This is a genomic window from [Clostridium] celerecrescens 18A (assembly GCF_002797975.1).
Taxonomy (GTDB): Bacteria; Bacillota; Clostridia; order Lachnospirales; family Lachnospiraceae; genus Lacrimispora; species Lacrimispora celerecrescens.
The window spans coordinates 2,921,706-2,944,998 of record NZ_PGET01000001.1; the positions used below are offsets into that span (position 1 = coordinate 2,921,706).

Annotated in this window: 20 protein-coding genes and 2 pseudogenes; 3 read left to right on the plus strand and 19 right to left on the minus strand. The window is 35.5% G+C overall.

Annotation, left to right across the window (positions count from 1 at the left end; genetic code table 11):
- Nucleotides 1-7 precede the first annotated feature (7 nt).
- The 16 genes and pseudogenes from H171_RS13460 to H171_RS13540 form a co-directional block, all read right to left on the minus strand.
- Nucleotides 8-1,318 carry a 5-methylcytosine restriction system specificity protein McrC gene (locus H171_RS13460; RefSeq protein WP_100307525.1) on the minus strand — a complete coding sequence of 437 codons (1,311 nt, stop codon included), beginning with the start codon at nucleotides 1,316-1,318 and terminating at the stop codon, nucleotides 8-10.
- A complete protein-coding gene (locus H171_RS13465; RefSeq protein WP_100305613.1) occupies nucleotides 1,299-3,377 on the minus strand; it encodes an McrB family protein in 2,079 nt (692 codons plus the stop codon). The genes H171_RS13460 and H171_RS13465 overlap by 20 nt, the downstream gene beginning before the upstream one ends.
- A 256-nt stretch (nucleotides 3,378-3,633) precedes the next feature.
- Nucleotides 3,634-3,942, minus strand: a complete 309-nt coding sequence (locus tag H171_RS13470; RefSeq protein ID WP_147297046.1) for a hypothetical protein — start codon at nucleotides 3,940-3,942, stop codon at nucleotides 3,634-3,636.
- Nucleotides 3,943-4,079: 137 nt separating this feature from the next.
- Nucleotides 4,080-4,712, minus strand: coding sequence for a hypothetical protein (locus tag H171_RS13475; RefSeq protein WP_100305614.1), 633 nt, complete (start codon nucleotides 4,710-4,712; stop codon nucleotides 4,080-4,082).
- Nucleotides 4,713-5,231, minus strand: coding sequence for a hypothetical protein (locus tag H171_RS13480; RefSeq protein ID WP_100305615.1), 519 nt, complete (start codon nucleotides 5,229-5,231; stop codon nucleotides 4,713-4,715).
- Between the two features lie 565 nt (nucleotides 5,232-5,796).
- Nucleotides 5,797-6,346: pseudogene (locus H171_RS13485) on the minus strand (IS256 family transposase); the annotation flags it as partial.
- Between the two features lie 238 nt (nucleotides 6,347-6,584).
- Nucleotides 6,585-7,745 (minus strand): hypothetical protein, encoded by a 1,161-nt coding sequence (locus H171_RS13490; protein WP_100041390.1) that lies wholly within the window; start codon nucleotides 7,743-7,745, stop codon nucleotides 6,585-6,587.
- Nucleotides 7,746-7,748: 3 nt separating this feature from the next.
- Nucleotides 7,749-9,614 carry a DNA cytosine methyltransferase gene (locus H171_RS13495; protein WP_100305616.1) on the minus strand — a complete coding sequence of 622 codons (1,866 nt, stop codon included), beginning with the start codon at nucleotides 9,612-9,614 and terminating at the stop codon, nucleotides 7,749-7,751.
- Nucleotides 9,615-9,629: 15 nt separating this feature from the next.
- Nucleotides 9,630-9,839, minus strand: coding sequence for a helix-turn-helix domain-containing protein (locus H171_RS13500; RefSeq protein ID WP_054789654.1), 210 nt, complete (start codon nucleotides 9,837-9,839; stop codon nucleotides 9,630-9,632).
- Between the two features lie 740 nt (nucleotides 9,840-10,579).
- A complete protein-coding gene (qatD, locus tag H171_RS13510; protein WP_100305617.1) occupies nucleotides 10,580-11,308 on the minus strand; it encodes a Qat anti-phage system TatD family nuclease QatD in 729 nt (242 codons plus the stop codon).
- On the minus strand, nucleotides 11,302-12,660 hold the full coding sequence (qatC, locus tag H171_RS13515) for a Qat anti-phage system QueC-like protein QatC (RefSeq protein ID WP_100305618.1): 1,359 nt from the start codon (nucleotides 12,658-12,660) through the stop codon (nucleotides 11,302-11,304). Before qatC ends, qatD begins: the two co-directional genes overlap by 7 nt.
- A 72-nt stretch (nucleotides 12,661-12,732) precedes the next feature.
- Nucleotides 12,733-13,437 (minus strand): hypothetical protein, encoded by a 705-nt coding sequence (locus H171_RS13520; protein WP_100305619.1) that lies wholly within the window; start codon nucleotides 13,435-13,437, stop codon nucleotides 12,733-12,735.
- A gap of 147 nt (nucleotides 13,438-13,584) precedes the next feature.
- Nucleotides 13,585-13,737: a hypothetical protein gene (locus H171_RS24180; protein ID WP_157803161.1), complete on the minus strand. Its 153-nt coding sequence runs from the start codon at nucleotides 13,735-13,737 to the stop codon at nucleotides 13,585-13,587.
- A gap of 219 nt (nucleotides 13,738-13,956) precedes the next feature.
- Nucleotides 13,957-15,435 carry a hypothetical protein gene (locus H171_RS13525; RefSeq protein WP_100305620.1) on the minus strand — a complete coding sequence of 493 codons (1,479 nt, stop codon included), beginning with the start codon at nucleotides 15,433-15,435 and terminating at the stop codon, nucleotides 13,957-13,959.
- Between the two features lie 22 nt (nucleotides 15,436-15,457).
- Nucleotides 15,458-16,900 (minus strand): hypothetical protein, encoded by a 1,443-nt coding sequence (locus H171_RS13530; protein ID WP_100305621.1) that lies wholly within the window; start codon nucleotides 16,898-16,900, stop codon nucleotides 15,458-15,460.
- Nucleotides 16,901-17,200: 300 nt separating this feature from the next.
- Nucleotides 17,201-17,992 carry a helix-turn-helix transcriptional regulator gene (locus H171_RS13540; protein WP_242976962.1) on the minus strand — a complete coding sequence of 264 codons (792 nt, stop codon included), beginning with the start codon at nucleotides 17,990-17,992 and terminating at the stop codon, nucleotides 17,201-17,203.
- A gap of 467 nt (nucleotides 17,993-18,459) precedes the next feature.
- On the opposite strand from H171_RS13540, the gene H171_RS13545 reads away from it, so the two are divergent.
- Both H171_RS13545 and H171_RS13550 read left to right on the plus strand, forming a co-directional pair.
- Complete coding sequence (locus H171_RS13545; protein ID WP_100305624.1) at nucleotides 18,460-18,819, plus strand: helix-turn-helix transcriptional regulator; 360 nt, start codon at nucleotides 18,460-18,462, stop codon at nucleotides 18,817-18,819.
- A gap of 190 nt (nucleotides 18,820-19,009) precedes the next feature.
- Nucleotides 19,010-19,786 (plus strand): DUF4304 domain-containing protein, encoded by a 777-nt coding sequence (locus H171_RS13550; protein ID WP_157803162.1) that lies wholly within the window; start codon nucleotides 19,010-19,012, stop codon nucleotides 19,784-19,786.
- 395 nt (nucleotides 19,787-20,181) lie between these two features.
- On the opposite strand, the gene H171_RS13555 is transcribed toward H171_RS13550, so the two are convergent.
- Together H171_RS13555 and H171_RS13560 are read right to left on the minus strand one after the other, a co-directional pair.
- Nucleotides 20,182-20,721, minus strand: coding sequence for a relaxase/mobilization nuclease domain-containing protein (locus H171_RS13555; RefSeq protein WP_100305626.1), 540 nt, complete (start codon nucleotides 20,719-20,721; stop codon nucleotides 20,182-20,184).
- Nucleotides 20,703-20,984, minus strand: a complete 282-nt coding sequence (locus H171_RS13560) for a hypothetical protein (protein ID WP_100305627.1) — start codon at nucleotides 20,982-20,984, stop codon at nucleotides 20,703-20,705. Before H171_RS13560 ends, H171_RS13555 begins: the two co-directional genes overlap by 19 nt.
- Nucleotides 20,985-21,254: 270 nt before the next feature.
- Between H171_RS13560 and H171_RS13565 the strand changes: the two genes are divergently transcribed.
- Complete coding sequence (locus H171_RS13565) at nucleotides 21,255-21,440, plus strand: helix-turn-helix domain-containing protein (protein WP_100305628.1); 186 nt, start codon at nucleotides 21,255-21,257, stop codon at nucleotides 21,438-21,440.
- Between the two features lie 336 nt (nucleotides 21,441-21,776).
- On the opposite strand, the pseudogene lysS reads toward H171_RS13565, so the two are convergent.
- Nucleotides 21,777-23,237: pseudogene (gene lysS, locus H171_RS13570) on the minus strand (lysine--tRNA ligase); the annotation flags it as partial.
- Nucleotides 23,238-23,293: the final 56 nt, after the last annotated feature.

The window sequence follows — 23,293 nt, forward strand, 5'->3', positions numbered from 1 at the left end:
ACTAGTACTACAATGATGAACTAAAAGTCCTTTCACTAATCTTTATTTGTTCTACAAAGTCATTATAATTTGCGCAGTCACTCGGTATTTTTAAGCCATGCTTAGTAATACTAATGTCTTCTCTGGCTAATACATTCTTTTCGTATGTAGAACCCGAATTGAGCATCAAAAGAAAATCACCAGACTCCTTTGCATCTGGATATAGGTAATATGCCTTCTTTGCATCGAATCTGAACATATATGCTAGCACCTGAAGATAATCCTTATTTCCTATATTATCTATTGGCTTATACTTAGCATCTGCAATGATTCTGTTTTCTGAATCTCTTCCGATAAAATCCGGATAGATCAAACCAATTCCACCAGCAAATAAGCGTTGAGCACCTGCTCCAGCTTTATTCATTGGATGATAGAAGATATCTCCAATAAGCGTATTAACATACTCTTCCCAAAGCCAAGCTCCATCAAAGAGAATGCCATATACTTTTCGATTAACGAATCCAAACTGATGCTTCTGATTCTGTAAGATTAAAATACATAATCTTTGAAGATCTCTATACTCATGATAATATGCATGCCTAAGCGTTTTCTTTTTATTTGCTTCAATAATTGATCTTATATCGGCAACATGATATTCCGGTGTCGAGTCTACTATCAGTTTAACCTCATCTTTTGCTGTATTAAGCAGCTTATAACCATAAGGTTTGCACTTTATAAACTCGATTGTATGACGAATGAGCTCCATCAAATAATTATCAAATGAATATTCTCTCTGACTATAAGCTATATTCCCCACAAACGGAATATTCTTTTTAATATGCCTTGCCACATCGATTGTTCCTCTTACATTCCCATCATTATATTCATTACGGATATAAGTCTTATATGCTCCTTTGCGCGCAGCACTCTTGAGGTAATGTGGGAAGAGGAATAACAGCAAGTTAAACATTCTGTCGTCCTGATTAGCATTAGTATTTAAGTTAATAAAGTTGGGAAAATCCAGCACTTTTTCTAATAGATACTGAAAGAAATAATCATTCTCACCCAAGCTAAATCTGGACTCGATTACGAGACGTTCATCACCTGAGCCAAGGAATCCCATGACATTTCCAGAGCAATACATATCATTATAGCTTTGAAGAATCATCTGATCCTTTGTTATATCCTCTGCTTCTTTAATTATATCAGGAAATACAAAAATGCCCTCTCGCTCAAGCTGTTCTAATGTTTTATCTGCAACTCGATCTACTACGGATTTAACTTCAAAGAACTCTTCTTTTAATTTATATTGATTATCCTTAATTTTCAGTTGCTTCATCTGCATCACCTTCACCTAAAGCTTGATATCCATATGCTCTGGCAAATCTCTTCATGATGCCCTCTTCGTCGTATAATCCACGAACATAATCTTGTAATAACGGATGCAGGTAGTCAGTCCAAAGATCATCAAAGCTTAATGTCTTTAATTTAAGGAAATATGAAGCACCAATCTGATAGTTCTCATTCAAGTCATCTACCTTAAGAATCTCTGCATTCAGCTTATCCATTCTATTAACAGCATCATTCTTAAGTTCTTCATTCTCTAATGATTCCAGCATGTCCTGCGTATCATCTGCTTTGATTTCAATAAATCTAAATCTTCTACGCATTGCGAAGTCAAAGCTATCCACAGATCTATCAATATCGTTCATTGTTCCAATAATATATACATTCTCTGGGATATAGAACTTCTCATCAGGATTTGCATGCATATTTGAATACTGTGTAGCAACCTCACCTGATTTACCACGATAACCAGGATCGATTGAGAAGAATAATTCTCCAAAAATCTTTGAAATCTCACCACGGTTAATCTCATCGATAATGAAGATATATTTTTTCAACTCTTCCGGTGCAACAGAAGCTTTTATCCCATCTGATCCAGCCTCTTTAATTGCCTTAAAAAGTGCAAAGTCATATGAATAAGACTGAGTTGCAAACTGCTTTCCAAAAAAGTTTGTGATATCACTGACCTTATTAAACTCCATGCCTGATTCTAGCATCTTACGAACTTCAGCAATATTCAAACTAAGCTTGTCAGCTGTTTCATTACCTGGAATTGAAATGTAAATATGTTTATCATCTACATTTGTAATAGAGAACTTACTTCCCTTAATTGTCTGATACTCATTGTCTCCATATTCAATATTGGCAAAGAAATTAGCCATAATGGTTTTTGCAGAAACCTCTTGTTCTCTGATTTCTTTTGACTTCTGAGAATCCTCAAAGTTGCTTCTTGCTTTATCAACAAAGCTCTTAAAGATACCATCTTGTAATTCAAATCCCATGCTTCCATCTTCATTCATCTTTGGACGAAGACCTTCCACAAAATCCGAATAGTCATAGCTTGGATGAAATTGAACAAATTCAACCTGTCTTCTCTGTTCGTCAGTTAAATCAGCATACTGATTGGTGTACCCATTACTAATAATATCTGCAGCAATTTGCTTGGCAAGATAAGACTTTCCTGTACCAGGAGCTCCTCTGAAGATGATATTCTTCGATTCTAATAACAGTTTAGAATAAGGATTCTTACACTCTTGTGAAGATTTTTTCTCTTCTGCTTCTACAGCCTTTGCTACAGTATTTTCAGTCTTGGTCTTATCTCTATAAACCAAAATGAACTTATCTCCTGTATTTCCGAATCGTTTTAAGCACTCCTGAACAAAGATAAGTGTTGAAAATACATTCCAAGAGTAGATAATAAACTTAGGACCATTTTCTCTCCAGTATGTTAAAAACTCCATAGAATTTTTGTACTGTTTATACGCTTCTTCACTTGGGAATATTCCACGAACATAATCCTGGTTAGGATTATACTTACATACAGGGAACTCCTTTTTATCTAAATCAGACAAAGACACAATCTGCTTTTCATAAATCTGGAAAGCCAATCTTGGTAAAGACTGATTTGATATTCTATTTTCACTTTTATTTCTTTTTCTTCGAATAGTCTCTTTATTTGCGGATATAAAATAAGCATCTATTGGCTCATAGTTATCTCCCAAGCCAAGATCATCAATAATAAATCTATTATCTGTTGAAACAATAGACTCAGCTGTGATCGTAAGCTCAAACTTCTCCTGTTTAATTTCAATTTTATATCCACGTGCCTCAAAGTATCCCTTTGCTTCAACTGCATTATATCCGTCAGTTGCTATTTCTACTCCGTTTTCAATATGATCTGCCACTGCAATTACATATTTTGGAGGATACTTTTTTCCGTCTTCTGTTACGAACACATACTGTGTACTTTTATTTTTGTCAGGTACACCATTCTCATCAATGAACTTAAGTGCCTCAATTATATTTTTCTCATCAAATTTTGGAATAGCCATTGTTTTTCCTCCTTTACATTTATTACCAGCTTCTATTCTATTTGTTTTTATGTCCCATTATCCATTATCTATCCTCCGATTAGACAACAATATACCTATTTTTGATTATATTCGTCTTAGCGAATACTTTCAATAAAAATAAAATGCGTCCTAGATATTTAATATATTTAATATCGATATTTAATCTAAGACACTAGTTTTATAACCTACTCTAATTTAACTCCTGCAGGAACTGCATCGTTAAGCATAACAAGGTTTAATCTTTCCTCGCCATTGCAATGCTAAGCTCTAATAAACCAACAAATCCAGCGGTAATCACCTTCAAAAAGATTCTTACCACAGTAGCTCCAACCTTATCACACAAAGCCCAAAGCAGACCTGCATACATTATCGTGCTTGCAATGTTTACTGCAAAAGGAACATAAGGAATCAATGTTAATGCCATATACGCAATAACAAAAACAATTCCCACACCGATTTTAATACCTCCAGAGAACTTATCCATAAACTGACCTGTAATAACAGCAGCATAGATAATAACTGGTATTAAATTGATAAAGGCCACCTTCATATTTGCTTTAAAAACGGCTGTGGTTTACCGGGAAACAAAGCATTAATAATATCCTTCGCTGTTACCTTGCGCTTTTCCTTTTTGCAAAATTCTAAGATCTCTTATTTGCGTCAAATATATATTCTACTTATTTACGAATTTATTTTGTAAACCTCAGCTAAAATCTGTTTTTCTGTATTTGTTCTATTTTTTCTATCTGTAGCAGTTGGTGCCGGATTCCAAATCAGAGCCTTATTCTTAACTGCATATGACACTTCTGCAAAATTAATTTTATCATATCCATTATCATTACCATCTTGGTGATTATCTACATTAATTTCAATCCACCAGAATTCATTAAACAATTTGTTCATGTATCGATATTTATAGCAAATCTTATCCGTATAACTCTTTGATTTATATATTACTACATCCTTATGAAGAACAGATCTTTTATCCACATCACAAGAAGGTTCATACATCAACTTCACAATTCCACAGATCTCTTCTAAAATATCATCGCTACTCCCAACTTCAATACAAACCCAATCATCAGCTCCGATATAACCATAAAAAGCCCATAAATGTTTTTGATCTTCATCAACATAATCAAATAATTTATGTTTTCTTATTGTTTTCTGAATGCTTTTTATTTGATTCCTATCAGTAATACTCCCAAATCGACAAATCTCAGCGTAACTCTGTTTACTGTCTTTCAATAGCTTACCTACATTAATTGTAGAACATATTTTTTTAACTTCACTAAGTGTAATTGATTCACTCACTTAAAACGCCTCAATTCTTATGTATTTTATGCTTCCATATTTTTCAGTAAAAGCTACTATTCTATCTTGTGAATCTTCTCTTGAATAGAAATATATGTATCTTTTAACGTCATCATTTAACTGCATCAGCTTCTTAGAATCCTTTTTTATTTTTTGGTTATTGAAGGCTGTTACTGTTGCAAAACACTCTGCAACAACTTTCTTGTCTGTAGATACAATATCAAAGCCAGTTAATGCACCCATATTAAGCTCAAAGGCTTTGTCCTCGTATCTACTCATAAGATCTTCAACAGCCTTTAGTACCACAAGATCTGAATACGCCTGGTTAAGCATTTCAATAAAGTTAATTGGCTCACCACTTAATGGATCAAAAGATGTTTTATCAAATTTAAGATTTGCAAGGGCATCTTTTGCTTCATTTTCAGCAAGAATAGCTACAATTTGATCCTTTGTTTTTTTAATGTTTGATTCAATAATTTCAATTAATTTTCTTGCTTGATGTTTATCTGAAAGAATCATATTTTATTTCCTTTTTTATGTCCATGTTGTCCAATGTTTCATATGATAATCAATGTTTATAAGTTTTCCATTTCTGACAATTGCAGTTTTAATTTAATGTTGATTTTCAAGAATTTTTTCTCTTTTTACCACCAGCAATATATTATAAAAGGGCCAGGGATCTAGGTCTCCATTTGTGTTTAAAACGTCGACAAATTTACCTTTTCTTTAGCTTTTTTCAATCATATCAATTAGCTGATATTGAATGCTGCGTTCTAAAATATCTCTCTAACTTCTTTGTTTCATTACATTTTTTTAGTTCCAAAAACTTGTATATCTATCAAAGATTCCCTTTTCTTTGTATACCATTCCGACCACCCAACCCATCTGCCCGACTCCCAGGAGGGTAGAGATAACATTAATCAAAGACTATATAATAGTTTTTGTATATTCTTCAAACAACAAATTAATTTGTTCAATCGCACGATAAAGTTCATTATCAATTGCACCATTGACATATTTGCTGCAAGCTTCCGGTTTTTCGACTAATACCCATTAGGCAATCCTTTCAGGATAATTATACAAAGAATGTTCTCCAGCTTTCACGGTCTTCCTTCATGCCTTCGGCCGCGCCAATAATTTCACGACATCCATCCTCGTTGACTCCAATGGCAACAAGGATAGAGACGTTTTGTATTTCGCCGTCCCAGCTACGCTTTAAGTAAACACCATCTATAAAGACATACGGATAAGAACCGGTAAGTTTGCGGCTTCTCCACGTTTCAATATGTTCATAGGCCTTTTTATTTAGATTGCTTATAGTTCCAGGTGAAATCTTGGTTCCCCATAACGCCTCGGTAATGTCTTCAACGCGGCGGACAGAAACACCCGCGGGGTACATTTCAATGAGGGCTTCTTCCACAGAGCATTCTCTGCGGCAATATCGCTCAATAATGGCAGTTTCAAACGGAACGCCTTTTAACTTTGGCATCTTCAATTTGACCTCACCGGCAGTGGTTGAAATTTCTGCTGTTATGTCCGGAACGATACCCTTTGTGATCACCGGAAGGTTCGTATTTTTCAGCATTAACGAGTTCATCTGCTTCATGATCCAGCAAGGCGTTGAGAGTATTTGGTTGTGGTGACTTAATTTTACCAAACGACTATAGACCATGTCTATTTTTATTAAAAAAAATTTGCGAAATTAATTATACGTCATCGTAATACCCAGTATTTAATGACGCAAGCATTATTAACCTGGGCAATGGTTACCGCCCTTAACTTGTTGAAGGCTCTGCCTCTCAACTCCGTCAAAGGTTGCACCTCTGCACACAAAAAAATAACCAGAATATTACTCTGGTTATTTTACACTCACTATCTTTCAGCACATATTTTATTCCACGCACTCTTATGCTCATAATTAACATCTTCATCAATAGACAATAAATCCGTATATGAATTTATAAACTCATTTGTTGATTCTAGTAAACGTAAATAATATTTTAATGTACCATAAACACCATTTACTATTATTTCGCATCCATTTGTTTTCATAAAATCATCTTTCATTCTCTGTATTTCATCTATATCGCTAGGTAATGTCTCTGCCGTAGATAAAATAAAATACCTTTCAACTGATTCTGCTCTAACTTTTTGCATTGTTTCACTTACATGTGACTTATTAATTGGAATTTCAAATTTTATTTCTACAGCTTCAATCGGTCTCCCATCTTTCCAGATATCAATGTCACCTACAGTACCACTTTTTCTATTTGCAGTCTTCATTCTCTCCAACGGTTTTAACTCAAAATCAGAATATCTTCCAACGTCCTTCATTAGACATTGGTACATTGCATACAATGCAACTTGAGGGAGTCTAGGAGCATTTTTCTGATAAGGACTCTTAAAATGTTCATGCAATAATTGCATCACTTGGTCTATGCTTAAGTTTTTTGGCTTCGTTAGTGGTATTTTCCCTTTGTTCCTCTCCTCAATCATTTTCTCTAAAATTAAGATAACAATTTTTTCTAAACGTTCATTACTGTCTGCATTCTGTATTAGATTAGCAGTTATGATTAAATCAGGTCCTGCTTTTTTGGGAACTGTTTTAAGAACTGAATCCGGCAAAAATGGACCAGCAAATGACAATGTCTGACTAAGCCAATGCGACTCTACATTATATGGTAATCCGTGTTCAAGTAAAAAAGGAACTGTTACTTTTGTATCTACCCCCCTTGCTGAAAAGCCGTTTTCATATTCGGACTTATGATTTCTAATATCCTGCTCTGGATGAAGAATTTTATAGATTGCAAGCGTAAGTGCCGCTCCTCTTGATGCATGTTTTATGTTTGCTAACTCAATAATTGTTTTTGCATCCTCATCACCAATATAGGTTATTAAGTCTGTCTGATTATCTTTTTTAAATTCATTCTCAGCTTCATCATAACATTTTGAAAGAATATTATTTAGCAACTCTTTCTCTTGTTGTTCCGAAACGTCTGAAGCAATTTCTTTCTTTTCTGAATTGTCACACATAGTTTATGCCTCCCTCACACTTTTTTTATTAAATAAAACTCTTTCTGATAACATTGGAAATGGATAAGTACAAATAATTTCATCTGTTCGTATTGTAGGATGTGTTTTTGCGGTTCGTACATCAAAACGTAGATTTCTCATTTTCTCAACAAATTTGTCTATATCTTCGATTGATAATCCCATTTTTTCCGATACATCTGCTCTTGATATATATAAACCACAGTTATCCGAGTCGCCGAAAAAATTAATTTCTTTTATTAATGTTTCATTATCTGGTATCTCTTGGAATAATGTAGAAACTTTAACTGTATCTCCACGATTTGCATAATGACCATAAATATCAATTAATGAATAGAACTGACTCATGTCTACTAACTCTTTTTGAATTACATCCCACACATCAAATATATTACATATATCTCCTATTTTAAATGTCAATTGAAGAGTATCAACTTTTAACAAGTATTTACGAAGACCTCTAATACATATTGTTCCCTTTAGTAAATTTTTACCATTACACATTGTCATATCAATATCAATATTCTCGTTTTGGCATTTTGATTGGATTTTATATACAGATTGATATTTTTCCGTCTGCTTTATACTTGGTTTCTTTTTTAGTGTCTCCTTCGCAAATTTTGATATATATCCAATATAATAACTATTATCGAAACCAAAGTACGCACCAATTATTTTATCAGCATTTATTGAACCAAATCTTTTAATTATTTCGTTTTCTGCAACTTGTTTATAATAATTACTTGTTTCTCTTTGACGTTTTCTGAATGTTGATTTAAATCCAACATCTCGAGTCTTATATGTTAGATTATCAGTAGGACGCAGTAATTGTTCCCGAACTGATACTGCAATTACCTCAGCAAGCTTTGGTGGGACTGAATTACCAATCTGTGCTATGACTTGTGTATTTGTTCCTGTTAATTCATAATCATCAGGAAAACTTTGAATCCTTTTTAATTCATGTATTGAAAAATGCCTATTATCCCAATGAAATGGTCCTGTAAATTTGCCTGGCTGTGCTTTTAATGTTCTACTAGGTTTATTCCTATCTGCCTTATACAAAAAATCATGAAATTTGGATCTCCAAGCAAAATATGGTTCTGGATACCCCATTTCCTTTGTAAAAAAGGAATAATTTAATCCTTCTGGTACAAGTGGTAAAAGATGACCGTACATGCCACCTAAATCCTCACTCCCACTTGCTTCGTCTTTTAGATCCTTTATTGCATCGAAAATTGAAACTAATTGTTTACCTGATGAAGAATCTGGTCCATTAGTTGGCTCTGGAAACGAATAATCTCCGTCAAGTCTTCCTACAAGAATCAATCTCTCTCTGTGTTGCGGAACTCCGTAATCGGCTGCATCTAAAATTTCTGCTTCTATTAAATACCCTATTTCAGAAAAAGAAGCTACTATCTCATTCCATGCTTCTCCATTATTTGCACCCTTTAATCCATAAACATTTTCAAACACAAATACTTTTGGCTTAAGAATCCTTAATACATTACAATAACTTTCAAATAACATTCCTCTTTCATCTTGCATTCCCGGAACGCCACCTGCTCTTCTCCCAGCTGCTGAAAAAGGTTGACATGGTGGTCCTCCAATAACACATTCAATTCCCATATTAACAAATTCGTTTGCATCAAATTGTCTTATATCCTGACAATATATTTTTGCATTTGGATTAAAATATCTCTTCATATTTCGATTTGCAATCATAGTATCACAATACTGTTTTTCTATCTCTACGCAACCAACAATATCATATCCCGCCTTATGAAAACCTATATCTAAGCCACCCGCACCTGAGAACAAACTCAATGTACGAATTGTATGCTTGTCTTTCATTCTCTTACCTCACATTCACTTTTCTTCTTCAACAAAATCTAATAAATCATCGACTTTACAACCAAACAGTCTACATGCTCTTTCAATGCAATCAAGTGAAACCGACTCATTTTTTCCCATATGTGCTAAAGCATTAGAACTTATTCCTGCTTCTCTCATGAAATCAGTTTTTTTCATTTTTTTATCTATGAGGAGTTTCCATAATTTGTCATAATTTACACTCATTCTTCTTCTCCTTATCCTTAATCTAACGACATAGAAATTATATCAGAATACCTCTATTTTCTCAATGAAATTCAAAAAAAAATCTAGATTTGAGAATCTCAAATTTAGAACGCAAATTAATCATCATAGTTTTTCTTTTGAAATAGAGTTGCATTCTGTGGTTCAAGTGCTTTTGTCGGCTTTTCTTAATTGGAGGCAAAAAGTCATGACAATAAGCTGCAATACCGTATCGGACAAGACTTACACTCGTTGGAACGTGTGCCCGCCGGGCACACGCAGATATGGGCAGATCCAATACAAATCGGCTCTGCCCTTTCATAACTATTAACTTATCTTATATCAGTTTGTTTTGTTTACTCAAAACTTGAAACAGTCTCAAGCTGGAAGCTACATTCATAGCCCTCCAGCTCAGTAATTATCATAGAAGATCTGCATTTACAAACTTTTCATCACACACTCTTAAAATCCAGAATTTCAAACACACATATCAGCTTGTTTTTGAATATCTGGAAGCTTTTTATAATACCAAGCAGATTCACAGTCACTGCAATTATATGCCACTAGACGATTATGAGAAACTTTATCAAAAGAGTCTGAAAGATGGAATCTTGCTTGCTGATTAATATGAGGATTCGATTCTCATTTTAACTTGTGCTAAATCTTGACATAGGACCATAAACACTGTTAATTGGCTTGAAGATCCCCAGCACATAACAAGAAATGCAATTAAACACACCTATTTAATCAAAAATATTTTCAGAATTACATTTTATCTGTTGCATCATATTTTCACGACGAATCAGTGAAATATCTTGAATAATACTTTCAAGTTCGTTTTGTAAATTATTTACCGAACTAATCATTCCCGTAAATGGAGCATCTGTCTCTAATAATATTTTATCAGCAGGAATATTGCGAATTGTTTGTTGACCTGACTTTGTTTTCGCCATTTTTTGATTAATGGAAAAATAAGCATCATTCTCAACTGCTCTTTTTCTCTGTATTGCTGTTCCAGTAAACCAATGCAATATACATATACAGTTTTTAAATGTACCTTCTTCTTCAAGAATGTTGATCACTTCATTTGTAGCATTAACACTGTGAATAGATATAACTTTTTCTCCCTGTTTTGCACATGTTTGAGCTATTTTTCGAAAAAAATAAAGTTGTTGTTTTTTCGATCTAATATTGTCTTTATTGAAATCAAGTCCAACTTCACCAACATATCTTGTCTTTTTTAATTCTTGTAAAAACAAATCAATTTCATACTCTCTTTGTTCCACAAGCTGAGGGTGAAACCCTAGTCCAACCCTAATATTATTAATTCCAGAAACAAATTCTAATTCTCTACTATAAGCCAATGGTGTTGTACCAACAGCAATTATTCCAACATCCACTCCACGAAATTGTTTTATTAAAGACTGCATATTTTCCATCAAATCCAAATGAAAATGTGTGTCAACTAGCAATTATTCTTTCCTCCATTATCCTGAATCCATTGTTCTACTTCCATAAGGCCTCGGTAATACATATCCGATAGCTCTGTAAGATATTTCTCATCATTTTTTAGTGGACCTGACTTATGAATTAATATTTTTTTAGCATTTGGTGTTTGTGTTACTTTACGAATTGCGTATTGAAAAGAACGCAACTGTTCACCCACTAATTCTCGATTGTTCTCAATATTTTTAATTTCAGAATATAAGTACTCCGATGGATCATAAGCTCCAAACGCATGATACATTGCAGCCCTTCTAATAATGCACGGTAAGCAGTGCCCACAATGCTGAGAATGTCCACCCCTAATACTAGCATTATTAACTGACGAACAGGAAAACGATTCACCCATTGCAACCTTGAGTATGTCTTTATTTAAACATTCCGCTGCCATCTCACCCTTTGTTTTATTCCAGTATGGATTTGTGATAGAAATACCAAACATATCCTGACTAATTTCATTCCATAACTTAAGATAAAAAGGATGTGTCGTCTTTGTACTATGTGAACCAACACGAGTGGAGTCTAGTGGTACATTTAATGCTATTAATCCGTTCTCTGGCATAAACAATCTTGTACAATTTTTTGTTCCACTCATTGCAAACATTGCTATTGCAATAAATAGAAAAGATCTACTTCGCTGATTTTTATCTTGATCCGCTTCTGGTAATTCAATATCTCCAAGACTAGTCCATAAATATGCATTTTCATGGCACACATCTGGATACTCGTGATCCAAAATTTTTAACAAATTCGTTTGCCAACTTCTTACCCTTGATTCTCCAGCATGACTTACCAGAAGTGTTGGTTGCTTTTGCTCCATATAATTTATAGAAGCTATGAGGCTATCCATACCTCCGGAAAATAATGATGCTGTTTCATATTTTTCTGTACGTATACTCCGTTTCTCTTTTTGAACAAACTCTGATCCTCTTTTACTGAATTCTATTGTCCATATATCTCCTGTTAAAAATCTAAGCATTCGTTCTAAAATTTCTTTATGTTTTTCCCAACGATTATCATAAACTGGTATAGACAAGATAATTTCCCTTGTCCACGAATCCTGTGATTGTTTAATCCTAGATATTTTCATATCTGCAATATATACCATTAATCCAAAGATAATTGCATCATATCCAGTTTCTGAAGGATATATATTCTGCCTCTTAAGTTCATTAATGGTTGTTTGAAGACCATATCGAAAATTCCCAGCAGTTGTCAACATTGGCAGTTGTGCTTGAACTGTACTTTTTTCCGAAATTATTTTATATTTTGGCAGTTTTAGCTCTTTGTTAAACGAAGCTATCAAATGATATCTGTACATACTTAATCCTCCTGACTTTCTAATATTTCATATGTCCTCTGATAAATCGAATCTGTAATTTCCTGCGCTTTATCACCTGTGGAATCCGGTCGGAATAGGCATGGTCTTTCCGGTAAGTGAATATTCAAAACTATCACTCAAATCAGATAAATAATCCTCTTCTCCGTCATATTGATCTGACATGCGGTATACAGCTTTAAACTGATAGGATCCATCCCCATCAAAACTTTCAAGAAGTTTCAAATTTGTTGCATATCCGACATTAGCATTTCTTTGTCCAATCTTTTCACCATTCTTATAAATAACCAGAAAAAGTCCCTTTACATTTTGCTGTTGTTCAGGTTCTAATTCATCCCACGTTGCCACTCCTGGCTGATCAGATACCCAATGCGGATTAGTGACAGGTATAAATTTAGGAGTTTCTTCCAATAGACCTGCATAAATATCGCTTTTAGCATATGCAGCAGATTGTATATCCTGCAAGGTCTTATTATCTAACACATTTTCTTCTGGCGCTGTCGTTTCCGTCTCTGTTTCTTTTGTTTTTGCTTCTTCCGATCCAGTATCACTTATTGCATTTTCTTGGTCTCCTGGAGCTTCTTCCGTGCCACTTTCGGATGTGGTTATATCAGGTGAAGCTGTGCTTTCTGTTGCTACCGGGATTCCATTCTCCTTAAAGCTCTCAGATTTATCAGCAAATGAAGTAAACCCTATGAAGGAACATAACACTACAGTACCGCAAACTGTTCCAACCAACATTTTATAATTTTTTCTCATCTTTTGTCTCCTTTATAACATGCCTATTTTAACAACGCAAAAATTTACGCCTACTCTTATTTATGGTGGAATCCCCCTCTCGCAAACTCCAAATACCACTTCAGTTAGCTTACCCTTTCCCATATAGTCACCTCGTCTTAATTATTGTTATTTTTGTTTTCTACCTTTTTCTATTTCTGATTTTGAATTTATGTTTTCACCAGCCTCCAAACCCGCTATAAAAATCCTCACTTTTACCACCTGTTCCGCTGGCATTTCCTTAATCTTTTCTATTACTATATCTTTTTCTGTAGGTTCCATATTTTCCTCCTCTTAATTAATTCGATCTAAATTGAATTAAGTTTATCATGATTGAATTTAGATGTCAACAACACACATTTGACTATATTTAATAGTCACAAACAAATTTCTATTTAATTCTAATCATAAAAATACCCAACGTCTCTATACTAAAAAGCCTTACTGTTTTAGTATAGAGACGTTGGGTGACAGTGTCTGTCATATAAAGTTTTTTACCATTTATTTTAAAACAAAATCTTGATCTGATATCATTGCACTGCTGAAATCCGAAAAATTCGCATGTTGCAATGCAAATCCTGTCTGATTTGCAAACTTAATGATAGTATAAATAGCCTGGTCATAACTCCTACCGGACTCAAGATTATATTCAAAATCGCACAAAAATTGCTGCATCACTTGCCTTTGTTTTTGCTCATAATATTGCAGATACCCATTCATCAGTACATGGAAATCTTCCATTAATTTTGTAGACTCATCAAGTAAATTGGCAATGCGAATATATTCAGCGGCATTTAATTTTGCATTATTTATAATCTCTCTAGTACATATAACCACATAACTGGCAACAGAATATATAGACATTGTTATAAATGGATTTACAGACCCAACCACTGTGGTTATAGCCTTTGTAAAATATATTGTCGTCGTTGCTTTGACAGTCGTATTCTGCAGCTCTTCTTTAAGCTGCTCTGATGATATCTCGCCTTTTCCATAAGCAAATATTGCGGCGCCTCCATCAACGATACTACCCGCAATCACCGTTGCTACACTGGAATCAGATATAAGCGCAACCTTTGCTTTCACACCTGTAATATGTAAAAGAGAACTAATTAACCCCGTTGTACCACCTCTTGACGCACCTTTTACTGTATTGATTCCAATATCTTTTAAAGCTTCATCTAATTTCTTCCGTCCGTTAAGTACAGCATACATATTCTGTACACCAGATACTAGACCGGTAGTAATTGCTGCCGCTTCTGCCCCATATGCGACCGTTGTACCTATTTCCTGTATATATTGTCGGGTTTCAAAACGATTTGCATACTTTTTTACTGCGTCCTGAGATACTTTACCATCTTTGCCCATTAAGCTCTTGATTTCTTCTGAGGTGGTTCCTCCCGATGATATACCAGAGTCAGGGTCGCTCAACCCTTTATACTGTAAATTATTACATGCGTCTGTATATGCATTTTGGGAAATTTCACCTTTTGCCAGCATAGTATCCAACTGCTTCTTTATATTATTTACTTGATCACTGGGGGCTATTCGTTGCATTTGGATATACTTTTCATTAGTAAAATTAAGGGCAGCTTTATGCGATTCGTTATTATATTTTGCCTGTCCCCTTCCAATTATCTTTTGATTTTTTTGTAATCTGAAGTCATCCGGCGCAGTATTTTCTCCGAATCCTCCCATAACACCAGAAGCATCAGTTAGGGGGGTTCTGTCAAATGCCTGTGCGCCAGTATTTGCCATATTCCTCTCCAGTTTCGCTACTTCGATATATTCAAACAGATTTCCCTTTGACTGCTCAAACCCAACATTTGCTACTCTTCCCGCTTTCCATTTAAATAATTCCATGCCACTAATCGCCTTTTCAGTTCCAGTCTGCACATTTCCGGCCATTTCATTGGCAACTACAGCACTCGCCTGATTTATTATGTCATTTTCAAACTTCTCTTTCTTTTTTCTATACATATATAACTCCTTCCGGCTCAAATCAAAGTACCAGGAAAAAACCGCTACCAATCCAAAGACCCACTGCCATCAGAACCTTAACCCATGTTTTCTGTTTTCTGAATAATAAAGGACAAAATAAGGCTGATACCACGAGAAATGCAACGCCCACTGGTATGGATACTGTAAAAGTGCCAATTGCGGCCAACACAAACAAAATGCTCATACTCCATAAAACCATCAGTTTAATAAAATGCAAAAGCCTCTTTGTTAAGCTGAGTACCGCTCCTGTCTCATTCTTTCCTGTGCTTACAGATCTTGTTATAGTGGTGGCATTAACAGAATCATTTTCCTGTTTGTACGGAATCATTTTCTGCAAAGAAACATCTTCTGGGATTTGCTCCAGCCTTTGTTGCTCAATCGAGATCTTGTTAACAGATTCATTCGCCCCAGTCAGTACCGTCTCAGCATTTAAATCCAGGTCACCCTGCTGTGTCAAAATTGGTGCCGACAAGACTGAATATAGTACCTGAGCCATAAGCCATGATATATGTAATACTTGTTGCTGACGCATACTCAATTTTCTAAAATCAATTTTGACTTTCAGGCAAAAAAATCTTTTAATACGATTTCCTAAATAGGTCTCCTGTACAACATAAGCTTGATGTTGGACTTCCTTTAATTGGCTCAGCACCGGTGCATACATACTCCTGAATTCGCATATAAATCCTTCGTGATTACTTGCTATCGCTGAAACACTGGTCATAAAATCTGTCATGATATTTATCTTTTCTGCTGCATTCTTCGCTTCTGAATGTGTTTTTTGTGCATTAGCCAAATTTTCTTCTGACTTAGCCGCCATAATAAACCCGGCTACTGCCAAAACCGGTCCCGCAACAATTCCTCCTAGCACCATAGAACCTCCGGCCATCCCTAAGCCTCCAGCTGCCAGAGAGCCTCCGCCAAACCAAGCCATCGTAGCATTTGTCGCCGCAATACCGGACAGTGAAGCAATTGCTGTTCCAGTAGACGCAGAGGCGAACATCATAGCACCGCCGTAAGATGCAATACCTGCAAGTGCGCCTGCTCCCAGAGAACCAATACCTGCTCTCATAACCTCTGATGCCTTTAAAGAAGCTGTTTTCATGTTCTTAAGACTTTGAGGATTCGCTATCTGCATCTTAAGTTTCTCATTTAATTCCACATTTCCTTGCAAAGAAACGTTTTTAAATGTTTTAAAAAGCTGAATAAAAGAACCTATTTCACCTGACCAAGCTTCCAGTTTTACACGTCCAAGAGAATCCAGGTTTCCTGTCGTTTCTATACGCTGATAATCTAATCGCTCTTTTGCTTCATCATAAATCCTCTGTGCTTCATTTACTAAATCTTTCGCTTTCGAATTATTCGAAATTGCTTCTCCTCCTTTAATAATTCCAGCGGCTCCAGCAGCAACTGCTAGTCCGGCTAATATAAATGGTACTGGCATTTAATTTTCCTCCTTAAGTATTTTACAGGCATCGTAGTTTAACGACAAATATTCCTCATACGTCATTTCATTCTGAAAGAATATATATGTGTCTTTGATATTACACAAAATAGGTCTCTTTTCATATATCTTACATAAATGCGTCCTGCAATCATAATAAATACAAGTTCCCGTACCATCATCCAAGTCCGCATAAAGCAACGATTTTTTCAGATTTCTACAACATTTTCCACATTTATCACAGACAAACTCGTTCATCCATATAATCTCCCTATACTTTATCTCATTATAGCCTGAATTCTATTTATATCGTGAGATCATTCCCGTTAATGTTGTTATTATTTGCTCTCTCATGCTCACAGGCTTAAGAAGCTCAACCGCCTCCCCTTGACTTAAAAGCCACATCACTACACCTTTCCCGTATACCTCTGCTTCAATGGTGTACTCTCCATCAACTTGTTTTATAATTTGTGCGGTAGGCAGTCGGTCAAGAACTGCTTCCGGCGATTTTCCCATATATTTAAACTGAATCTTAATCAATTCTCCCGGATACATGAACTGTACCCGTTTGCGGAATTCTCCTTCTTGAAACCTGTCACTATACGGTATCTTAAATTTCACATCCATAATTTGATAAAATTGAATCCGGTCAATACGAAACACTGCCGGATATTGATGTATCTGCTGAATAATGCCACTTTCTTCATCTAATCTGACAATATTGGCAATCAGATAAAAATAATATTCGGAAAACATAATAGCCAATGGTTCTATCATTCGTTCCACTAAACCATTATCTTCCGCCTGTTTACGATATGAAATTTTCATTAAACTACTGCTTTTGATTGCTGTACCAATATTCCAGATTTTGTCTTGAATAAAAGATATACTGGATAATTCTACATAATGAAATTGTTCGTTTGCTATTAAAGCCTCGACCATCTTCCTATTTTTGTATGATACACACTTTGCAACTACCTTATCCAGTATTGATACAATCTCTTTCTTAGTAAATGCCCTGCTCTCTAAAAGAATCATAGTGATTGCAAGAATTTCACCATTATTTAGAAATTTATCTTCATTACCTGTCATTAAAAAACCCTTTTGGGATCGGATATATTCCACTCCTCTGACATCTGCTATCCCCAAAGTTGCCTGTTCAGCTAAAAACGCTCGAATATCGTCAATGTCCCTCTGGATTGAGCGTTCGTCTACCTCATACTTATCGGCTTCATCTCGTTTATTAATGATCTTGCCCTGGCATAATCTTACATAAATTCCCAGTATTCTATGATTTTTAGTTTTTTTTTACTGTTGACCATTCTTGCTCCTATATTCTTTTTAAAAAATTATACTACTTTTTCATGACATTTTTTGTCATGGTGGTAGAAAAAACAGAATAAGTTATGCCCATATCTTAGCATTCTTTTAATATATTAACAAGAATATTCCTTTCATAACTAACATCATTTTACCATGATTCGGTTTATTTGTTATAATTATTTTCTTGACTGAATTTAGTTGCTGTGTTAACATTCTGTATAAAGGCGGTGATCAATTTGAATTTAAGCGAACGAATCAAACTGATACTAGAAGAAAACCAGTTAAAGCAAAAAGAACTGGCTAAGGAACTGGGGGTTACTGAGAGTTATATTTCTGCAATCATAAACAGTAGAAACTACAACATATCTCAAGCCCTCGCTACGTTGATTGAAGAGAAATATGGCTATAGCACTTCCTGGATCTTAGAAGGAACAGAACCCAAATTAAAGGTCATAGGAAAAAATAGGACCTTATCTGACATTCATAAAAAGGCAATCCTGCAAATAGAAAAGTTGACACCAGAGCAAATTAAGGCTGTGTTGGCCTTCGTAAAATCTCTGGAAGAAGTAGAAAACGATTTAAAGGGCAGACAGTAAATAGCAGGTACATGATTATGATATATAACTATTGTTATTAAGATTGGCAATTAGTAAATTATGAAACTGCAGAAAAAAAGGGGGGGACATATAAGCAATACTCCAATTAGGCGATTTACCAATATCTTAATTGTTTCGCTCTCTAAAAAACGATTATTGATAAATTGTAAATAATTCTTTATTGGAGGATTTGCTTTATGACAAAATGAATTCTAAAGAAAAAAAGAATTTGGTATTGAAAGAGGTTGTAAAACCTTTATTGAAAAAAGCTGGGTATCGTAGTTCTGGAAAAGTCTATTACTCTCAACGAGGAGACTGTTGCCTTGCCCTTTGCATAAAAGGATCACATTGGAATTCAGTGGTTACAGGTTACAGCTTCTATTTTGAAATTATGGCCTTTGAAGGAGCGGTGACAGAGGACATAAAAAAGGGATATTGGATCACACAAATTATGGAGTACACTCTGCTACCGGATTGGGGATATCTTCATCCATACCGTGACCGCATTGGTTACAAGATTGATGGATTCAAAAACTACCAGCCTCAGGACATGCAGCTTGAAGACATTAAATCACGGATACAGGACGATATGGAGCGTTATATCATCCCAGAACTGGCTCAGGTTGAAAATTTTTCCGACTGGGAACGCAAACAGAAGGAATGGATTCAGCGAGGCAGTTCAGAAAGGATTCGTTTACTTCGTTATTTTACGATGGCTCATTCCCTTGCTGCTACCTCAGGAAACCTTCCCCATTTCCTCGGTGCTCGGCGACAGTTGGAACTTCCAATTGAAACAATTCGGAATAATTCGGTTCTGTACCACCAGATACAAGAAACCTCCCCATGGCCAGAAAAGGACGACTGGAACTTTATTATTTCCGTTCTGGACGCAGAAGAAACAGCTTTAGCTCAAGTGACAGAAGAACAGCTTAATTCTCAAATAGACTGTGAATCTTGGTTTTGTTAATATATTTAGTAACATTAAGTGACTAGTATACAGTCTATACCAACTCAGTATACAAGGTTAGGAGAAAAGAAAAATCGTAGAATTTTAAGGTCCTACGATAAATCTTAAAAACAGGAAAAAGCTTTACTGATACACGCCATAAATAAGCTATCCTTTTCCAAATCTATATACAAGTGGTATTACTGCTCAGCTATGAACCGGTACAACTGTTGAGGCACTCACCAGTGCCATCTAAATAATATATAATTGATCTTTGTCATAATTACCCATTGAAACTATCTGACTTAATACCTCATAAAAGAAACCTAAGCAGACTTTCTCCGCTCCGTAGCGCCTTCATGGCGCCTACGCTTCGGCTGCTTAGATTTCCTTTATGATTTAACAAACGACTCATTCTACTTCTTATAGACATTCCACTTAGCGTTTGGCATGATTTCTTTTGCAGCATTACCGAGATCATAATAATTTCCTCGACGATCATAAAATCTATTTCCGTCCACATAGCTAATTGTGTTAATTATAAAATGCACATGAAGATAATATTTGCTATAATCACTCCCCTGATGAACACCATATATTACTTGAAATCTCTGCCCTATGTAATTAGCAAACCGTTCTGCAAAGATATAAGCCAACGTCGGATTCATAATATCTTTGCATTCAAATCCTACTACAATATGAACCACCTGCTGACCATCCAATTTGTTATATGCCGTTTTTACAGCTCGAAACGAATCTGCTAAATACTTTATATTACTGTCTATTTCATTTACACCCAATACTTTATCAGTTTGGCATTGTCTTAAGGATGGATACCATAATAAGCCTACTGCTCCGGAATACTGATAATATTCAGAACCAAATACATAATTAATTGTATCATAAATTGCATCTTCATTCTGATAATCTTGGTTTACTATGATAATATTCGCCATGATGAACGTACCTCCTCTTTTAATTTCATGACATCTTCATCTTCTGGATAATTTTCTCCTAGGTGATTTATACATGTAGATATCTTACTTATTGCACATATTAGCTCTTTTTGATTTAATACAACATTATTATCCTTTAAGTCATTTTCAATCAGAGTATTTAAATATTCTGATTGCGTCATATTTAATTTCTCCAGTTTCTCCTTCAGATTTATATATCTATCTTGGGGACAGCGTATAGTTATCTTCTTTGTTATTTCCATTTTTTCCTCCTGTTACTTTAAATTATTACATTCATTGGTTACATATCAATTATTCATAATTCTATTACTTTTGTATCTCTGGGATACATACTCTGGCAAGCAAAGGAAAACTGTCGGACAGTCTATTATCTTTGCTTACAAATATGTTATGCCGTATTTAAAATAAAATAGCAGTATCTAAAATCATGTAACCTTTATTAGCATTTTTACATATTAGAATACGAACATCTTATATAATAATTATCAAATAAACTTGAAAGGAAAAAAATAATGCTTAATGACTATGGAGATATCCTAACACTAAACGAGCTTTGTGAAGTTTTAAAAATCAGTGAGAATGTTGCATATCGGCTAATTAGAGAAAAATCCATATCTGCTTTTAAAGTTGGCCGAATTTACAAGATTCCCAAAAAAGCTGTGGAATCTTATATTTTGGTGGCAGCAAATATGAAGTAGTGTAATCAATCTATATTTTCACCATAATAAAACCCTGGTAGAATTGTATCCTCTACCAGGGTTTCATTTCTTTGTGAATTTTTAAGTTCAGCTTATTCACTGCATTTCTATCTTTGCACCTCTTTATTCTACATCAAAAAGATAACCCCTATATGACAAAAAAAATAATGCAAGAGCTATTATACTAAACAATGTCGTATAATAACTCTTGCATTTACTAAGTTACATTAATTCTGTTCTAGTTGGTACAAAATTGGTACAAAAGTACAAATAACCAAATAACCCTCTTGCTTAAAAGCCTTGATTTTACTAGCTTTCCGCAATCTATTACTTCTCAAGTGACTTCATCGTCGGGAACAGCAACACATCCCTGATCGCATAAGAATCCGTAAGCAGCATAACAAACCTGTCAATACCAATCCCAATTCCGCCAGTAGGAGGCATACCAATCATGAGTGCATTTACAAAATCATCATCCATGGAGTTAGCTTCATCATCTCCCGCTGCAAGAAGTGCCTCCTGAGCCTTAAAACGCTCGATCTGATCCAGAGGATCATTTAACTCAGAGTAAGCATTTGCCATCTCACGCTTTGTAATGAACAGCTCAAAACGCTCCGTATAATCGGGATCATCAGGTTTTTTCTTGGTAAGAGGAGAAATCTCTACCGGATGGTCCATAATAAAGGTCGGCTGTACCAGATGCTCTTCAACAAATTCCTCAAAAAGCATGCTTAAGATATCGCCCTTCTTATGGTGTGCCCCATACTCCACATGATACTGGTCTGCGAGAGCCTTTGCTTCCTCATCCGTATGAATGGTGGTAAAATCAATATCCTTGTATTTCTTTAAAGCATCTACCATGGTAATGCGTTCAAATGGCTTTGATAAGTCAATTTCCACACCATCATAGTTCACCACAGCAGTTCCAAGAACCTTAAGGGCAACTGACCGGAATAAATCCTCTACCAGATCCATCATGCCGTGGTAATCGGTATAAGCCTGATATAATTCCATTAAAGTAAACTCTGGGTTATGGCGGGTATCCACGCCTTCATTACGGAAAACGCGTCCGATTTCATAAACTCTTTCCAAACCGCCTACGATCAGTCTCTTTAAGTAAAGCTCCAGAGAAATACGCAGCTTTACATCCTCATCAAGAGCATTGTAGTGAGTTTCAAACGGTCTTGCCGCAGCGCCGCCTGCATTCGCAACCAGCATAGGTGTCTCCACTTCCATGAAGCCCTGGGCATCTAAATGGTCACGGATGGACTTGATGATTTGGGAACGTTTTACAAACGTATCCCTTACTTCAGGGTTCATGATCAGATCCACATATCTCTGTCTATAACGAATGTCCGTATTGGTCAGACCGTGGAACTTCTCCGGAAGAATCTGAAGACTCTTGGTAAGCAGAAGAACGCTCTCAGCATGGATGGAAACTTCTCCCGTCTTTGTTGTAAACGCACTTCCCTTAATGCCTACGATATCACCGATATCCAGCTTCTTGAATTCCTTGTATTCCTCTTCTCCGATACTGTCTCTGGCCACATAGGACTGAATATTGCCCTTTAAATCCTGTACATTACAGAAGGAAGCTTTCCCCATCACGCGCTTTGACATGAGACGTCCTGCGATGGATACTTCCTTTCCTTCCCATACCTCATAATGTTCCTTGATTTCACTGCTGTGTACGTTAACATCGTACTTTGTAACTTTAAACGGATCCTTTCCCGATTCCTGAAGCTCTGCCAGCTTTTCCCGGCGAACCTTCAGTAAATGGTTTAAGTCCTCTTCCATATTCTGATTCTGGTTTTGATTCTGCTGTTCTGCCACCTATTTGCACTCCTTTGTGA

Excerpts from the sequence above, each read along its gene's own strand:
- H171_RS13520 (WP_100305619.1), bottom strand. The coding sequence starts at position 13,437 with ATGAGAAAAAATTATAAAATGTTGGTTGGAACAGTTTGCGGTACTGTA.
- H171_RS13500 (WP_054789654.1), bottom strand. The coding sequence starts at position 9,839 with ATGAGTGTAAATTATGACAAATTATGGAAACTCCTCATAGATAAAAAA.
- H171_RS13540 (WP_242976962.1), bottom strand. The coding sequence starts at position 17,992 with ATGACAGGTAATGAAGATAAATTTCTAAATAATGGTGAAATTCTTGCA.
- H171_RS13530 (WP_100305621.1), bottom strand. The coding sequence starts at position 16,900 with ATGCCAGTACCATTTATATTAGCCGGACTAGCAGTTGCTGCTGGAGCC.
- H171_RS24180 (WP_157803161.1), bottom strand. The coding sequence starts at position 13,737 with ATGGAACCTACAGAAAAAGATATAGTAATAGAAAAGATTAAGGAAATG.
- H171_RS13525 (WP_100305620.1), bottom strand. The coding sequence starts at position 15,435 with ATGTATAGAAAAAAGAAAGAGAAGTTTGAAAATGACATAATAAATCAG.
- H171_RS13495 (WP_100305616.1), bottom strand. The coding sequence starts at position 9,614 with ATGAAAGACAAGCATACAATTCGTACATTGAGTTTGTTCTCAGGTGCG.
- H171_RS13565 (WP_100305628.1), top strand. The coding sequence starts at position 21,255 with ATGCTTAATGACTATGGAGATATCCTAACACTAAACGAGCTTTGTGAA.
- H171_RS13480 (WP_100305615.1), bottom strand. The coding sequence starts at position 5,231 with ATGATTCTTTCAGATAAACATCAAGCAAGAAAATTAATTGAAATTATT.
- H171_RS13490 (WP_100041390.1), bottom strand. The coding sequence starts at position 7,745 with ATGTGTGACAATTCAGAAAAGAAAGAAATTGCTTCAGACGTTTCGGAA.
- H171_RS13460 (WP_100307525.1), bottom strand. The coding sequence starts at position 1,318 with ATGAAGCAACTGAAAATTAAGGATAATCAATATAAATTAAAAGAAGAG.
- H171_RS13555 (WP_100305626.1), bottom strand. The coding sequence starts at position 20,721 with ATGGCGAATATTATCATAGTAAACCAAGATTATCAGAATGAAGATGCA.
- H171_RS13560 (WP_100305627.1), bottom strand. The coding sequence starts at position 20,984 with ATGGAAATAACAAAGAAGATAACTATACGCTGTCCCCAAGATAGATAT.
- qatC (WP_100305618.1), bottom strand. The coding sequence starts at position 12,660 with ATGTACAGATATCATTTGATAGCTTCGTTTAACAAAGAGCTAAAACTG.
- H171_RS13465 (WP_100305613.1), bottom strand. The coding sequence starts at position 3,377 with ATGGCTATTCCAAAATTTGATGAGAAAAATATAATTGAGGCACTTAAG.